This is a genomic window from Saccharopolyspora sp. NPDC003752 (assembly GCF_053605825.1).
Window position 1 is genome coordinate 12952 of sequence record NZ_JBSGJZ010000043.1, and the last position, 15340, is coordinate 28291.

A 15340-nucleotide genomic window follows, 5' to 3' on the forward strand; every position below is an offset into this window, starting at 1 on the left:
GTGGCTTGGTTACGTATAACCCCACCGCTTTTAGGAACGCCCGCCCCCACCCCGGAAGGGGCCCGCCCGCCGGGGCCGATGGGCACCCTACCGCACACTTTTGACAGGAAGGTTCCCATGCTCCACGTCAGGGCGATCGCAACGTCAGGCGAACCAGCCCATCACGCGATCCCAGAAAGACGCAGTCTGCTCAGGAGTGTGGGCGTCGTGATGGTGCGTGGTGGCTGAAGTCGTGGCCGCAGGCCGCTGCGCCTCAAGGGCGCTGGTCTGGGCGGTTCCCTGCTGGCCGAAGACCACGTCGGAGCAGGAGTAGAAGGCCTCGGGGCTGTCAGTGCGCTGCCAGATCGTGTGGAGCACGTGCTGACCTGTCTTGCCCTCGGGGATCTTCGCGGCGATCGAGTACCCTTCCGCGGTTTCCGGCGGGTTGTCGACATCGGCGACCTTCACCAGATCGCCCCAAGCCATCGGCTTCGACGAATCCCAGCCGTCCTTGGTGATGAAGACCTGGAACCCGCCCTGGTGCTTGGCAGTGGCCTTGAAGTTGAGGTCGACGTCGCCGGTCTGCAGCTGAGTGGTCGGCCATGCCGTGGCCGGGGCGTCGAAACCCGAGTACATCGGATTGTTGGCGCTGCAGAGCTTCCCATCCGGGATCAGTTCCTGGTGCCGGCCGTTGGCGTCGCCGATCCGGTTGCTCATCCAGTCGTAGATCGGGGCGGAACCGTTCTCGGCAACGACTCCCTTACATCCCTCCGAGTCGGGGCTCTCGGCTCCTTCTAGAAAGCAGGTGTAGGCGCGGCCGGCAGGTGCCTGCATGTCGCCGTGGGCAAAGGCGGCCTGCGGGGCAAGCAGGGAGCCGATGACGGACACGCCACCAAGAGCAGTGGCTGCGGCTAGCTTGGGGCACACGTTCACGTCGAGTCTCCTCGTTGTCCGCCGGTGCCGACGTCGGCCGTGAACGGCGCGCATCGATCACCGGTGCATCGTTTCGGGGCGAACAGATGCTGACTCGGCAGACGAGGGGACGTCCACTGTGAAAATTCTATTCGTGCTTATTGAAAACTATTGGTTCGCCGATCGTTTTTGCAGGTGGGGGGTAGTGTACTGCCGTCTGAAATGAATGCGTAAAGGAATCTGACGCGGGCGATAAACGAGTCTTAATCGGGACTTCGGGGAATCTGTTGGTCGAATTTTTGATATTGACCTTTTTTGATTCTTAATTTCCCTGAAGTGAAACGGTGCCGCGAGTCGCCCGATGGCGGCAAGTGTGCCTGCCGGGGGTTGCGGCAGAAAGGTTCCCATGCAGCGGCCTGTTAGCTCGTTGGCTCCAGGGGGCCTGGGGGTTGGAGCATGGGAACCTTCCTGTCACTGACGCGGCAGTCCTCGGGTCGCTTCAGTGCGGGATCGGGATCTCGAAGTGGACGGACTGGCTGTGCTGCTCGTCGCCACGCGCGTCGTAGATCTCCTTCGCCACCGCGCGCCAGAAAGGCTCGGCGCCTTCGATCTCCGGGTTGGTGTGCAGGTAGATCGCGGAGTAACCCGCCGTGTCGGCGACGAAGTCGCAAGCCATTGCCACCAAAGCGCGTGCAAGACCGTGCCGGCGGTGTGCCCTGGCAACGTAAACCCTGAACAGCTGAGCGGTCTCGCCGCTCGGGTAGCGGTCGGCGATCCACTGTGGATGCGGCGGACTGCTGGGGCCGTTGGCTCGCACCGCCGTTGTTGCCGCGACCTCGCCGTCGCGGACCGCGACGAACAGGGCGTGCCGAGGATTCTGCAGATACGTGGGCTCGATGTTGACGACGTCCGAGTGCCATTTCGAGTCGTAACCGTGCCCGAACTCGTTGTAGAAGGTGTCGAGCATGACCTTCCGTGCGCCATCAACGTCGGATGGCCTGGCGGCGCGGACGGTGTACTCGCTGATGCGGTGTTCGATGTTGTGCTGCATCGCGTCCTCTCCGGGCGATCGGTGATGCATGTTCGTTCCTGGGCGGCAGGAAGGCTCCCTTGCTGTGGATCTGGGTCACTCAGGGCTGCGCCAGTAGAGCAATGATAATCATTTTCAATCTGACCGCAGGTGGTAGCCCTCGTTTGAGCTGGGATGTCGGGGTCGAATGACAGGAAAGTTCCCATGCTCTCGCCCGTCACGGCGGGTTGACGGTGGGTGGGGGCGAGATTACGTTGGACGGCTGTTGTGGTCAGACCGTATGTCCAGTGAGGGGTTTGATGAATCTCCACGCGTTGCTGGGCGAACGAACGCGGGATCGTGGGCCGGTCCGAGTCGGCGTGATCGGGGCGGGGAAGTTCGCCTCGATGTTTCTCACCCAGGCGTTGAGCCTCGAAACCATGCACGTCGTCGGCATCGCAGACCTCTCGCCGGAGCGAGCTCGGGCCGCGTTGCAGCGCACCGGCTGGCCCGCCGAGCGTTACGCGGCCGCTAGCTTCGGCGAGGCATTGCGCAGCGGTAGCACGCATGTCACCGACGATGCCGATACGTTGATCGATGCTCCGGGGCTGGAGGTGGTCCTGGAGATCACCGGCGACCCCATGGCAGGTGTGCGCCACGCGGTTCGCGCGATCGACGCCGGCCGGCACGTCGTCATGGTCAACGTCGAGGCCGACTGCATGGTGGGGCCGCTGCTCGCGGAGCGGGCTCGCGCGGCAGGGGTGGTCTACTCGATGGCCTACGGCGACCAGCCCGCCCTGATCTGCGAGCTCGTCGATTGGGCTCGCACAGCGGGTTTCGACGTGGTGGCCGCTGGCAAGGGAACGAAGTACCTGCCCGAGTACCACGCATCCACTCCGGACACGGTGTGGGAGCACTACGGCTTCACGCGGGAACAGCTGGATCGCGGGGACTTCAACCCGAAGATGTTCAACTCGTTCCTGGACGGGACGAAATCGGCCATCGAGATGGCGGCCGTCGCCAACGGCACCGGATTGGTGCCGCAGGACGAAGGTCTGCTCTTCCCGCCCTGCGGAGCCGACGACCTGTCAACGGTGTTCCGGCCCGCCGAGATCGGGGGCCGGCTGACCCGCCGGGGCACCGTCGAGATCGCCTCCAGCCTCCACCGCGACGGCACCGACGTCGCGCGAGACCTGCGCTGGGGCGTCTACGTCAGCTTCGAAGCGCGCACCGACTATGCGGTCCAGTGCTTCGCCGAATACGGCGTGCGCACGGATGAGACCGGGCGCTACGGCTCGCTCTACCGGCCGTACCACATGATCGGACTGGAACTGGGCATCAGCATCGCTTCGGCCCCGTGCGCGGAGAGGCGACCGGGTGCCCGACGGCCTTCCGCGGAGACGTCGTCTCCGTTGCAAAACGTGCGCTGAAGGCCGGGGAAGTCCTCGACGGCGAGGGTGGCTACATGGTTCACGGCAAGCTCGCCCCGGCAGAGATGTCGATGAAGCTTGGTGCGTTGCCGATGGGATTGGCCAGCGGCGTCAAGCTGCGCAACGACATTCCCCAGGGCGGTGTCGTCGGCTGGGAGGACGTCGAAGTGGATGACTCGGCGCTGGCGGTGCAGTTGCGGCGTGAGCTGGAACGAACGATGCGCGGATGACGGCGGGCAGGGGCGAGCTACGCCCGTAGAGTGGGGCGGTCTCCGGGAGCATCGCAGGAGAATCGAGGAGGAGCGTGAGTTCCGCAAGCCAGAGCTCGTGGGAACCGGTGCGCAAGGTGCGCACCTACGAGCAGGTCATGGCGCAGATCGAGCAGCGCATGCTGGACGGGTTGCTCGCACCCGGTGACAGGCTGCCCAGCGAACGCGAACTTTCGCAGCTCCTCGGCGTCAGCCGCCCGTCGCTGCGTGAGGCGCTGCGCGTGCTTGAGGCGCTAGGCATCGTCGAAGTTCGGCCCGGCCGCGGGCCCGAAGGCGGGACAGTGTTCGTCGGGCACCCCGGTGAAGGCTTCGCCATCCTGCTGAAGATGCAGTTGGCGCTCGGGCACTTCGGCGGCACCGATGTGCTCCGGACTCGACTGATGCTGGAGGAGTGGGCGGTCGCCGACGCGGCGCGCAACGCCACCGGCGAGGACTACGACGCGCTGCGGAGCATCCTGGACCAGATGGACGCGGCCGATCTGACCGCCCGCGACTTCAACCGCCTGGACACCGAGTTCCACGTGCGGATCGCCGAATCGACCGGAAACTCGCTGGCTTCCTACCTGATGAGTTCGCTGCGCACCGCGATCCAGCGCCAGATGATCGACGCTTACGAGCAGCTGGCCGATTGGCGAGCGACTGCGAAGACGGTGCGCAGCGAGCACCGGAACATCTTGCGGGCCATTGAGGAGCACGACGCCCCGCGGGCCGTCGAACTCGTTCGCGATCACATCAACGACTTCTACGAGACCGGATCTTTTACCGGCGGTCGCTGATCGCCAGCTTGAACCTGCTGAAGCGGGCGACGTCTCTCAATCCGTGAACTTCGGTGTCACTTGCCGCAGCAGCAGCGCGTCGGCGTTCATCGTCGCCAGCAGCAGCTCGGTCTCGGAGATCTCGGGAAGCGGTTCGCGGTCGGCGAGGTCGCTGGAGGTGCTGGAGCATGGGAACCTTCCTGTCACTTCTGGCAGGAAAGTTCCCATGCTGCCGTCGTCGAGCAGGCGAAGCGTGTCGTCGATGGCGGTTGCGGTCGACTTGTCAGGCGGGAGCATGACCAGGGCCGTTGCCTGGTGGAACAGGCCTCGCAGGCTGTCGTAGGCGGTGTCGAGCGCTTCCTGCTGGTCGGGCTGCGGTTGCCTGCTGCCGGGCGTGGCCGTGACCAGCTCCTGCTGGGTTCGGACGGCTGTGTGGAAGCTCCGGGCGAGATCGTGCGGGTTGGGACCAGCCCCTCGGTGGACATCCGCCACCTGGCCCAGCAGGTTCCGGATCGCGCCGCAGGCGTTGGCGAAGCGCTCGTTGATGCCGGGCTTGGGCACACCTGGTATCGCGGCGAACCCGAAGACCAATCCGATCAACAGGGCGAGCAGGATCAGCACCACGTACTCCACGAGGACCGACACCGGGTCCAGGTGGCGCGTGGTGGCGTTCAGCCCAACGCTCATCAGCACGATGCACCCGTTGAACACCACGGGCTGCGTTCGCATGAACCAGAAGCCGATCAGCAGCGCGATCAACGCCACCGGTGCCAGCGCGGCCTGCGGAAGCAGCCAGATCACCAGCGCCAGCACCACGGATCCGGCCAGCGCACCGATGACCCTTTCGCGGGCTTTTGCCAGGCTGTCGTGCCACTCCGGCTGCATGATCGCGAAGATCGTCATCAGGAACGCGACGGTGAGCGGATCTCCGGGCCGGAAGCTCGCGATCACGAGCGCGATCAGCACGCCCAGCGCGCACCGCACCGCATGCCGGAGTTGGGGCGATCGCCAGGACAGCGTGCCGCGCGAGGTCTTCACCAGCACCTGGCGGACCGTCGCGGGGACCGTGACCCGAGTGGCGTCCCGGACCGCAGCCGCAGCGCGGATCTCGGCTAGCTCCTCCCACAAGCGGGAGACCAGGCGGCTGGTGCCGCCGGGAAGTTCGGGGACTGCCGGTCTGTCTTTGTCAGGCAGCTCGGGTGAGGCGGGAGCGCGCACGGCGTCGGCCAGCCTGGTTGCTTCTTCGCGTGCGGCGTCCAGCGCGGCATCCAGTTCTTCGGCGTCGTGGGACGGCAGATACCGACGACGGTCGCCGAGGACACCGAGGATGGTGCGGTAGCGCATGGTCGTGAACAGCACTTGCCCGGTCCAGCGCGTCGGCCGGTCGGAGTGCCATTTGCGCAGTGCTTCCCCCGGGTCGGGTGGCTGCGCGTCGGCCAATGCACTGGCCAGGACGGCTCTCGTCGGCCCGCTCGGGTCCCTGGCGCCGAGCCACAGGCGGAGCAGGAAGACCCAGATCACGGCCAGCATCGGAGCCGCGACGATCTGGATGTGCGTGGCGGTCCCGGTGAGCTGGAATCCGTAGCTGAACAGGGCCGCCATGCCCAAACCGAGCCCAACCTGGACGAAGCGTTGGCCCAACGCCGGCAGGAGACCGGCGACGAACACGACGACCACGACCAGTGCGATCGAGACCCAGCTCGACACCTCGGCCATCAGGCGCGGCACCGCGACGGCCAGCACCATCGTCGGCGCGAGTACCGCGAGCAGTCGCAAATCGGGGCGCAACGCGCCGCCGGATGCCGCCATGAAGCAGAACATGGCGGTGAGCGCGGCCAACGTCGTCGCCGCGCCGAGCCCCGCCACCGCGCCCATCCCGGCCGCTCCGCCGACGATGACCGCCATCATCAGCAGCAACCCGAGCCGCTTGCCTGCACTCACCGAGGCCTCGCAACCGCCATGGCCCCACCTTATCGACGGCGGCCACAGTGGACAGCTTCAGCAGCGGACGCCACGTCGCGCATCAGGCATTGCCGAGGTGCAGCATGGGAACCTTCCTGTCACCTGGGCGAAAAATGTCCTGTTTCGGCTGGAGTATGGGAACCTTCCTGTCAGGCATGGAACCTGGATGGTCTCGTCGACCGTCCGATCCATCCGAAGTGGACCAATTCAGTCGGCCGACTCGTCCTGGGATGGTTCGACGAGCGAATGTTCCAGCTTGGCGAGAAAGCCGGTCAGGGATGAGCGTTCGGTCGCGGTGAGCGCGCTGATCAACTGCGACTCGTGTTCGAGCAGTTCGCGCACGGTGGTTTCGATGAGGCGGTGGCCAGCGTCGGTCAGCCGGACGGCGACCGCTCGGCGCGAGGCCGTGGACGGTGATCGCGAGACCAGCCCGGCTTGTTCTGCCCGGGCGATTCGCTGGGAGACCGCACCCGGAGTGACCAGTGTCCGGCGGGTGATCTCGCGGGTCGTGAGCTCGTACGGCGGGCCTGCGCGGCGGATCACGCTGAGGAGGTCGAGTGTGGACGGATCGATCCCGAGCCTGCTCAGGGTGCGCCGCCGTTCGTCGGCGAGGACTTTGGCGATGCGCCAGATCGGCGTGATGACCCCGATGGAATCGGTGTCCACACCGGGGAGTTCGCGTTGCCATGCCGCTGCGATGTCCGCCGTGGGCCACGTGGCGGCCTGGTTGAGCGGATAGTCACCGGCTCCTGGGGTGTTGGACATCTGCCGCCTTCCGAGTTACGTTTAGCGTTAAACGTATCAGTTGAGGAGCTTTCAGTGAAGCGCATCGTGCTCGTAACCGGAGGTAGTACGGGAATCGGCAAGGCGGTTGCGGCCAGATTCCGTGCCGAAGGTGACACCGTGATCATCACCGGCCGCAACGCGGAGCGGCTGGCAGCCACCGCGGCCGAGATCGACGTCCGGTCGATCGCCTGCGACGCGACCGATCCCCGGCAGGTGGCCGACCTGGCCGACCGGCTCGGAGAGCATCTCGACGTGCTGGTCAACATGGCCGGCGGCAACACCGACCTGCAGCGGTCCGGGGAGCCGGAAGGTCTCGAGGAGGTGATGGCCGCGTGGCGGGAGAACCTGGATGCCAACCTGCTCAGCGCCGTCGCGACCACGACGGCCGTGCTCGACAAACTCCGGCCGGGCGGCGCCATCATCAACATCGGTTCCATCGGCGCCGAATACGCCTCTACGTCTTACGGGGCGGCGAAGGCGGCACTGGCGGCCTGGAACGCGGGTCTGTCCGCGCAGGTGGGGCCGAAGGGGCTGACGGCAAATCTGATCGCGCCCGGCTACATCGAGGAAACCGAGTTCTTCCACGGGCAACTCGGCGAGCAGAAGCGAGCCGCCCTGATCGACGCCACCCACAACGGCCGTGCGGGACGTCCGAGCGACATCGCCGAAACGGTGCACTTCCTGGCGTCCGAAGGCGCGGGCCACATCACCGGGCAGACCCTGCACGTGAACGGCGGCGCTTACACCACCAGATGAGCGCCGCGTCGATGTTGCTTGCCGCATAACGAAATCGGGTCCTGGTGAGTGAAACTCGCCAGGACCCGATTTCGGTGCGCCCTCGACAGGACTCGAACCTGTGACACCTGCCTCCGGAGGGCAGTGCTCTATCCGCTGAGCTACGAGGGCTTGTCGCTGCGGACGATCGTTAGCTTAGCGCACCCGGCGGGCACCCTTCGACGGGGGTCGGTTTGCCGCTGTCCCGCAGTTCACCGCGTCTTCGTGGCGAGGTTGGAGCATGGGAGCTTTCCTGTCGCCGGTGACAGGAAAGCTCCCATGCTCGCATCCCGGCAAGCGGGGGCCTGACTTGACGCGTGCACTCATGCATACTTCACTATGTATTGGAGAGACGACTGAGGAGGACGGTCGATGGGTCAGGGGCATGGGCACGGCTCCGCCGCCGATGCGGTCAGCGCATCCGGTCGCTACGTGCGGCGGTTGGCCGCATCGTTCGCGATCTTGCTCGCGTTCTTCGTCCTGGAAGCGGTGGTCGGGTTTCTCACGTCATCGCTGGCGCTGCTCTCCGACGCCGGGCACATGCTCACCGACGTGCTCGGCGTCGGCATGGCGCTGGCCGCGATCACCGCCGCCCGGCGACCGGTCGAGGGCAAGCGGACCTTCGGCCTCTACCGCATGGAAGTGCTCGCCGCGCTCGCCAACGCCGTGCTGCTGTTCGGCGTCGCGGGTTACATCCTCTACGAGTCCATCGCCCGGTTCCAGGAGCCGCCGGAGGTCGCCGGCGTGCCGATGATGCTGACCGCTGCCGCAGGGCTGGCCGCCAACCTCGTCGTCTTCGCGCTGCTGCGGCGCGGCGCGAACGAGAGCCTGAACGTGCGCGGCGCCTACCTCGAGGTGCTCGCGGACACCATCGGCTCCGTCGGCGTGTTGATCGGTGGCGCGGTGACCTGGGCGTTCGGTTGGTACCTGGCCGACCCGATCGTCGCGGTCGCTGTCGGCCTGTTCGTGCTGCCGCGCACCTGGAAGCTGGCGCGGCAGGCGCTGCGGATCCTCGTCCAGCAGGCGCCGGAAGGGGTGGACCTGCAGGAGCTGCGGGCCGATCTCGCCGCGCTGCCGTCGGTCACCGAGGTGCACGACCTGCACGTGTGGACCCTCACCTCGGGCATGGAGGTCGCCTCCGCCCACCTCACCACCGGAGCCGGCGCCGACCACGGCGGCGTGCTGGTGGCGGCCCAGCGAGTCCTGGCCGAGCGCTACCAGATCGACCACGCGACCCTGCAGGTCGAGCCCGCCGAATGCGCTCAGCGCTGCCGGGCTTTGACCTGGTGAGGGCCGCCGGGTGACAGGAAGGTTCCCATGCTCGCGCCTCAGCGCAGCGGCTGGGCGCCTCGTTCGGCGAGCATCGAGCGCATGAGGTCGCTCTCGCTGCGCTGGGAGCCGAGCATGTTCTTCCCCAGCTCGCGGACCGCCGGGACCGCCGCGTGCGTCGCCCCGTAGTCCGCCATCGGCGCGCCGCCCTCGTGGTGGCGGAGCATCAGCTGCAGGAAGTAGACGTCGAACTCCGGCCCGCGCAGCGACTGCAGCCGCGACATCTCCGCACTGGTCGCCATGCCGGGCATCAGCCCGCCGGACTCCGACTGCGCGGCCGCCGGGGCGCTGTGCTGGTGGCCGCCGTCCTCCGTCATCCACGTCATCAGCGGGCCGACGGCCTGCGCGGACTGGCCCCACAGGCTGAGCCAGCCCTGCATGCGGCCGATCTGGTCGCGCTGGTTGGTCTCGATGTCGAACGCCAGCTGGCGCACGGCGACGTCGGCGGCGTGCTCCCGCGCGAGCGTCGCCATCGTCACCGCCTGCTGGTGGTGCACGGACATGTCCTGCGCGAAGCCGACGTCCACCGCCGTCGGCTGCGGTTCGGCGCTGTCGAAGGACGGCACCCGGATCAGCAGCCCGAGCGCCGCCCCCAGCAGCAGGAGGACGACCGCCGCCGCGACGGCCACGAAGATGCGGACCGGCAGCGGCCGCCGTGCCTCAGCCGACACGGGTCACTGGCCCATCTCGCCGGTGGCGGCGCTGGCGCCGCGGCCGTCCATCGGGATCGCGTCCGGGCCGGGCGGGGTCGGGTCGAACTTCGGCGGGTTGTTCGTGTCGAACGCGCCCGGGTAGGCCTGGCAGGAGCCGCCGATCTCCGGGTAGACGCCGTTGTTGTTCAGCCGCAGCGCGGTGATGAACTGGTCGATGCGCTGGTCGTCGGCGTTGTCGACCTTGAGCTGGTGGCCCCAGGACTGCAGCGAGATCGCGCTGTCCAGGCCCGGGTACGGCGACATCATCGTGTAGGGCTTGCCGTCGACGCGGGCCTTGAGCCGCTCCAGGCCGGGCTCGTTGACCCGATCCGGGTTGTAGGCGATCCACACCGCGCCGTGCTCCAGCGAGTGCACCATGTTCTCGGTGCGCACCGCCTCCGGGTAGACCACGCCGGTGCAGTCGGCCCAGATGCCGTCGTGCGGGCCGCCGAACGACGGCGCGTGGTCGTAGGCCACCCGCTGGTCCGGACGGACGTGGATCTGCCCCGGGTAGTCGACGACGGTGATGCCGGGGATGGTCTTCGACGGGTCCGGGTTCTGCGGCGACGGCTTGAACGCCTCGGTGGCCTTCTCCGCTTCGGCCTGGGCCTGCCGGATCGACTCCTGTCCCGACCACCGGCTGTACGCGTACCCGAAGATCACGGCCGCGAAAACCACCACGACGGTGACGCCGGAGATCAGCATCCAGGGGATCGACCGCTGGTGCACCACGGCGCCGCGCACCGCTTTGCTCTTCCTGTTCGCCATGCTCTTCGCAAACCTCGTCTCGCCGAGAACCGCCGGGGGATCCGGCCCGTCAGTGTAGAGATTCCGGGCGCCGCGGGTGGCCGTGCGTCCAATGCTCGCCACCACGTTCTCACACCAGAGTGACGAGTCGATCACGCGGCGTGTTATCTCCTGCTCGCTCGTCCCCAACCCGTTGGCTGAGCAGCGCGGACGCTTCCTTAGACTGCATAAGGTGACTCCCGCCGCGCTCGCAGAACTGGTCCGCAACACCGCCGTCGAGGTCCTCTCCGCCAGGGACCTGGACACTTCCGTGCTGCCCGAGGCGGTGACGGTCGAGCGACCCCGCAACCCCGAGCACGGTGACTACGCCACGAACGTGGCCATGCAGGTCGCCAAGAAGGTCGGCGTGTCGCCGCGCGATCTCGCGGGCTGGCTCGCCGACGCGCTGACCGGGCTGGACGCCATCGACTCCGTCGACGTCGCCGGGCCCGGCTTCCTGAACCTCCGGCTCGCCGCCGACGCGCAGGGCCAGATCGTGCGCGAGGTGCTCACCAAGTCCGCCGGTTACGGCCGCGGCGAGCTCTACACGGCGCTGAAGGTCAACCTCGAGTTCGTCTCCGCCAACCCGACCGGCCCGATCCACCTGGGCGGCACCCGGTGGGCCGCGGTCGGCGACGCGCTCGGCCGGGTGCTGGCAGCGCAGGGCGCCGAGGTGACCCGCGAGTACTACTTCAACGACGCGGGCGCGCAGATCGACCGGTTCGTGCGGTCGATGATCGCCGCTGCGAAGGGCGAGCCCGCGCCGGAGGACGGCTACGGCGGCGACTACATCGCCGACATCGCCGCGGCCGTGCTCAAGGCCGAGCCGAACGCCCTGGAGCTGCCCGAGGCGGAGGGGCACGAGGCGTTCCGCCGCATCGGCGTCGCGCTGATGTTCGACGAGATCAAGCAGAGCCTGCACGAGTTCGGCACCGACTTCGACGTGTTCTTCCACGAGGACTCGCTGCACACCTCCGGCGCGGTCGCCGCGTGCGTCGAGGAGATGAAGCAGTCCGGCCACGTGTACTTCGCCGACGGCGCCTGGTGGCTGCGCTCCACCGAGTACGGCGACGACAAGGACCGGGTGCTGATCAAGAGCGACGGCGCGCCCGCCTACATCGCCGGCGACGTCGCCTACCTTCGGGACAAGCGCGCCCGCGGCTTCGACCTGTGCATCTACATGCTGGGCGCCGACCACCACGGCTACATCGCCCGGCTGAAGGCCGCCGCCGCGGCGCTGGGCGACGACCCGGCCGTCGTCGAGGTGCTCATCGGGCAGATGGTGAACCTGGTGCGCGACGGCAAGCCGGTGCGGATGAGCAAGCGCGCGGGCACCGTCGTGAGAATGGAGGACCTCGTCGACGCCGTGGGCGTGGACGCGGCCCGCTACTCGCTGATCCGGTCCTCCGCGGACTCCGCGGTGGACATCGACCTGGATCTGATCAGCAAGCGCACCAACGAGAACCCGGTCTTCTACGTGCAGTACGCGCACGCCCGGCTGTCCTCGTTGCAGCGCAACGCCGCCTCGCTCGGCATCGAGCGCGGACCGGTGGACGAAGCCGACCTGTCGCTGCTCACCCACGAACGTGAGGGCGACCTGATCCGCACCCTGGGCGAGTTCCCGCGCGTGGTGCTGTCGGCCGCCCAGCTGCGGGAACCGCACCGGGTGGCCCGCTACCTGGAGGACGTGGCCGCCGCGTACCACAAGTTCTACGACGCGTGCCGCGTTCTGCAGCCCGGTGACGACCAGGCGAGCCCGTTGACCATCGCCCGGCTGCAGCTGTGCGAGGCGACCCGCCAGGTCCTCTCCAACGGCCTCGGCCTGCTCGGGGTCAGCGCCCCGGACAAGATGTAGGGCGCACGCGAGCAGATGAATGCAACAACGGCCTGCCCATCGGCAGGTCGCGCGAAGGAGCTGTAAATGCGCGCCCATCCCGCCGGGCCGCGGCACGCCGATGTCGTGCTGCCCGGTAACACCGCGGGACCCCTCCCGGTGACCGCGGACGAAGTCGACCTGCTGCACCCGAACGTCTGGCCGCGCAACTGCGAGCGCGGCGCCGATGGCGTCGTCCGGCTCGCCGGCATCGACGTCCGTGAGCTCGTCGAACGCTTCGGCACGCCGCTGTTCGTGCTCGACGAGGACGATTTCCGGTCGCGTTGCCGCGACTACGCCGAGGCGTTCGGCGACCCGGCCGCCGTGCACTACGCGTCCAAGGCGTTCCTGTGCACCGAGGTCGCCAAGTGGGTCGCCGAGGAGGGCTTGAGCCTGGACGTGTGCAGCGGCGGCGAGCTGGCCGTGGCGCTGCGCGCCGGGTTCCCCGCCGAGCGGATCACGTTCCACGGCAACAACAAGTCCGTCGCCGAGCTGGCCGCCGCCGTCGAGGCCGGGGTCGGCTCCGTGGTGCTGGACTCGTTCCACGAGATCGCCCGGCTGGACCACATCGCCACGGAGCGCGGCGTCCGCCAGCACGTGCTGGTGCGCATCACGGTCGGCGTTGAAGCGCACACCCACGAGTTCATCGCGACCGCGCACGAGGACCAGAAGTTCGGCTTCTCGCTGGCCAACGGGCAGGCCGCCGAGGCGGTGCACCGGGTGCTCAAGGCCGATTCGCTGGTGCTGGCCGGCCTGCACAGCCACATCGGTTCGCAGATCTTCGACGTGGACGGCTTCGAGCTGGCCGCGCACCGGGTGGTCCGGCTGCTCGCCGAGCTGCGCGAGGAGCACGGTGCCGAGGCGCTGGCCAGCGCGTCCACTGTGGATCTCGGTGGCGGGCTGGGTATCGCCTACACCGCCGACGACGACCCGCTGCCGCCCGCGCAGCTGGCGATCCGGCTGCACGAGATCGTCGGCAAGGAAGCCGACAACGCGGGCATCCCCGTGCCCAAGATCGCCGTCGAGCCCGGCCGCGCGATCGTCGGCCCCGGCATGGTGACCGTCTACGAGGTCGGCACCATCAAGGACGTGGCGCTCGGCGGCGACGCGCACCGCAAGTACGTCAGCGTGGACGGCGGCATGAGCGACAACATCCGCACCTCGCTCTACGACGCCGTCTACGACTGCCGACTGGTGTCCCGCACCGCCGAGGCGCCCGCCGTGCTGTCCCGCATCGTGGGCAAACACTGTGAGTCCGGTGACGTAGTGGTGCGCGACTGCTGGTTGCCGGAGGACATTGCTCCAGGAGACCTGTTGGCAGTCGCCGCCACCGGCGCCTACTGCTACGTGATGGCCAGCAACTACAACCGCCTGCCCAAGCCGCCCGTCGTTGCGGTTCGAGATGGTCAGGCGCGGTTGCTGCTGCGCAGGGAGACCGAGGACGACCTGCTCCGGCTGGAGGTGTGAGTGAGCCAGGACCGTGAACCGATCAGGGTCGCACTCTTGGGGTGCGGGACCGTCGGGACCGAGGTGCTGCGCCTGTTGCAGGACCAACCGGATGAATTCGCCGCGCGGACCGGCGCGCCGATGCTGGTCACCGGGGTGGCGGTGCGCCGCCCGCACAAGCACCCCGACGTGCCCCAGCACCTGCTGACCACCGACGCGCACGCGTTGGTCGAGGGCGACGTCGACGTCATCGTGGAGCTGATCGGCGGTATCGAGCCCGCGCGCTCGCTGCTGCTGACCGCGCTGAAGTCCGGCAAGTCGGTGGTGACCGCGAACAAGGCGCTGCTCGCCGAGCACGGCTCCGAGCTGTACGCGGCGGCGGACGCCTCGGGTGCCGACATCTACTTCGAGGCGGCCGTGGCGGGCGCGATCCCGCTGCTGCGCCCGCTGCGCGAGTCGCTGGCCGGGGACCGGATCAACCGGGTCATGGGCATCGTCAACGGCACCACGAACTACATCCTGTCCGCGATGGACTCCACCGGCGCCGGCTACTCCGAGACGCTGGACGAGGCCGGGCGGCTGGGTTATGCCGAGGCGGATCCGACCGCGGACGTGGACGGCTTCGACGCGGCGGCGAAGGCCGCGATCCTGGCGTCGCTGGCCTTCCACACCCGGGTGACCGCCAGCGACGTCCATCGGGAGGGCATCTCGGCGGTGACGCCCGGTGACATCGCCGCCGCCCGCACGCTGGACCGCACGGTGAAGCTGCTGGCGATCTGCGAGCGGGTGGTCGACGAGGACGGCACCGAGTCGGTGTCCGCTCGCGTGCACCCGGCGATGATCCCGCGCAGCCACCCGCTGGCCGGCGTCGGCGACGCCTTCAACGCGGTGTTCGTCGAGGCGGAGGCCGCGGGGCAGCTGATGTTCTACGGTCAGGGCGCGGGGGGAGCGCCGACCGCCAGCGCGGTGCTCGGCGATCTCGTCGCGGTCGCGCGCAACCTGGTCGTGGCGGGCCGGGGGCCCCGGGAGTCGGCGCACGCGCAGCTGCCGATGCGCCCGATGGGCAAGACCCCCACCCGTTACCACATCAGCCTCGACGTGGCCGACAAACCGGGCGTGCTCTCGCAGGTCGCGGCCATGTTCAACGAGCACGATGTGAGCATTTCGGTGGTGCGTCAGCAGGGCCGGGGTGCGGAGGCCAGCCTCGTGGTGGTCACCCACACGGCCCCCGACGCGGCACTGAGGTCCACAGTGGACAAGATCGCGCAGCTACCGGTGGTGCGCGAGGTGGTCAGCGTGATGCGCGTGGAAGGTGAATCGTCGTGACGAACATCCAGG

14 protein-coding genes and 1 tRNA gene are annotated in these 15340 nt (G+C 68.2%); 8 read left to right on the plus strand and 7 right to left on the minus strand.

The window, feature by feature from the left end; genetic code table 11:
• Nucleotides 1-144: 144 nt before the first annotated feature.
• Both ACWEV3_RS36050 and ACWEV3_RS36055 read right to left on the minus strand, forming a co-directional pair.
• Nucleotides 145-867 (minus strand): lytic polysaccharide monooxygenase auxiliary activity family 9 protein, encoded by a 723-nt coding sequence (locus ACWEV3_RS36050; protein ID WP_452618197.1) that lies wholly within the window; start codon nt 865-867, stop codon nt 145-147.
• Nucleotides 868-1390: 523 nt separating this feature from the next.
• Complete coding sequence (locus ACWEV3_RS36055) at nt 1391-1972, minus strand: GNAT family N-acetyltransferase (RefSeq protein WP_452618198.1); 582 nt, start codon at nt 1970-1972, stop codon at nt 1391-1393.
• Between the two features lie 335 nt (nt 1973-2307).
• Between ACWEV3_RS36055 and ACWEV3_RS36060 the strand changes: the two genes are divergently transcribed.
• From ACWEV3_RS36060 to ACWEV3_RS36070, 3 genes are all read left to right on the plus strand, one after another.
• A complete protein-coding gene (locus ACWEV3_RS36060) occupies nt 2308-3330 on the plus strand; it encodes an NAD(P)H-dependent oxidoreductase (RefSeq protein ID WP_452618199.1) in 1023 nt (340 codons plus the stop codon).
• Between the two features lie 35 nt (nt 3331-3365).
• On the plus strand, nt 3366-3560 hold the full coding sequence (locus ACWEV3_RS36065; protein WP_452618200.1) for a hypothetical protein: 195 nt from the start codon (nt 3366-3368) through the stop codon (nt 3558-3560).
• Between the two features lie 74 nt (nt 3561-3634).
• On the plus strand, nt 3635-4375 hold the full coding sequence (locus ACWEV3_RS36070; RefSeq protein WP_452618201.1) for a FadR/GntR family transcriptional regulator: 741 nt from the start codon (nt 3635-3637) through the stop codon (nt 4373-4375).
• A 36-nt stretch (nt 4376-4411) separates the two neighbouring features.
• On the opposite strand, the gene ACWEV3_RS36075 is transcribed toward ACWEV3_RS36070, so the two are convergent.
• Both ACWEV3_RS36075 and ACWEV3_RS36080 read right to left on the minus strand, forming a co-directional pair.
• Entirely contained in the window at nt 4412-6295 is a 1884-nt protein-coding gene (locus tag ACWEV3_RS36075; RefSeq protein ID WP_452618202.1) for an FUSC family protein, read from the minus strand.
• 228 nt (nt 6296-6523) lie between these two features.
• A complete protein-coding gene (locus tag ACWEV3_RS36080; protein ID WP_452618203.1) occupies nt 6524-7081 on the minus strand; it encodes a MarR family winged helix-turn-helix transcriptional regulator in 558 nt (185 codons plus the stop codon).
• A gap of 54 nt (nt 7082-7135) precedes the next feature.
• Here ACWEV3_RS36080 and ACWEV3_RS36085 point away from each other — a divergent pair, with 54 nt between their 5' ends.
• Nucleotides 7136-7858, plus strand: a complete 723-nt coding sequence (locus tag ACWEV3_RS36085) for an SDR family NAD(P)-dependent oxidoreductase (RefSeq protein WP_452618204.1) — start codon at nt 7136-7138, stop codon at nt 7856-7858.
• Nucleotides 7859-7935: 77 nt separating this feature from the next.
• Here ACWEV3_RS36085 and ACWEV3_RS36090 read toward each other — a convergent pair.
• A tRNA-Arg gene (locus tag ACWEV3_RS36090) sits at nt 7936-8008 on the minus strand.
• A 240-nt stretch (nt 8009-8248) separates the two neighbouring features.
• On the opposite strand from ACWEV3_RS36090, the gene ACWEV3_RS36095 reads away from it, so the two are divergent.
• Complete coding sequence (locus tag ACWEV3_RS36095) at nt 8249-9166, plus strand: cation diffusion facilitator family transporter (protein WP_452618205.1); 918 nt, start codon at nt 8249-8251, stop codon at nt 9164-9166.
• A 38-nt stretch (nt 9167-9204) separates the two neighbouring features.
• Here the strand turns inward: ACWEV3_RS36095 and ACWEV3_RS36100 are convergent, their stop codons facing one another.
• Together ACWEV3_RS36100 and ACWEV3_RS36105 are read right to left on the minus strand one after the other, a co-directional pair.
• Nucleotides 9205-9876 (minus strand): DUF305 domain-containing protein, encoded by a 672-nt coding sequence (locus ACWEV3_RS36100; protein ID WP_358574582.1) that lies wholly within the window; start codon nt 9874-9876, stop codon nt 9205-9207.
• A 3-nt stretch (nt 9877-9879) separates the two neighbouring features.
• Nucleotides 9880-10665 (minus strand): DUF3105 domain-containing protein, encoded by a 786-nt coding sequence (locus ACWEV3_RS36105; RefSeq protein WP_452618206.1) that lies wholly within the window; start codon nt 10663-10665, stop codon nt 9880-9882.
• A gap of 211 nt (nt 10666-10876) precedes the next feature.
• On the opposite strand from ACWEV3_RS36105, the gene argS reads away from it, so the two are divergent.
• The 3 genes from argS (at nt 10877) to ACWEV3_RS36120 (ending at nt 15328) form a co-directional block, all read left to right on the plus strand.
• Nucleotides 10877-12538: an arginine--tRNA ligase gene (argS, locus tag ACWEV3_RS36110; RefSeq protein WP_452618207.1), complete on the plus strand. Its 1662-nt coding sequence runs from the start codon at nt 10877-10879 to the stop codon at nt 12536-12538.
• A 66-nt stretch (nt 12539-12604) separates the two neighbouring features.
• On the plus strand, nt 12605-14023 hold the full coding sequence (gene lysA / locus ACWEV3_RS36115) for a diaminopimelate decarboxylase (protein WP_452618208.1): 1419 nt from the start codon (nt 12605-12607) through the stop codon (nt 14021-14023).
• The gene (locus ACWEV3_RS36120; RefSeq protein WP_452618209.1) at nt 14024-15328 is read left to right on the plus strand and encodes a homoserine dehydrogenase; all 1305 of its coding nucleotides are present in this window, start codon (nt 14024-14026) and stop codon (nt 15326-15328) included. It begins immediately after the preceding gene.
• Nucleotides 15329-15340 lie beyond the last annotated feature (12 nt).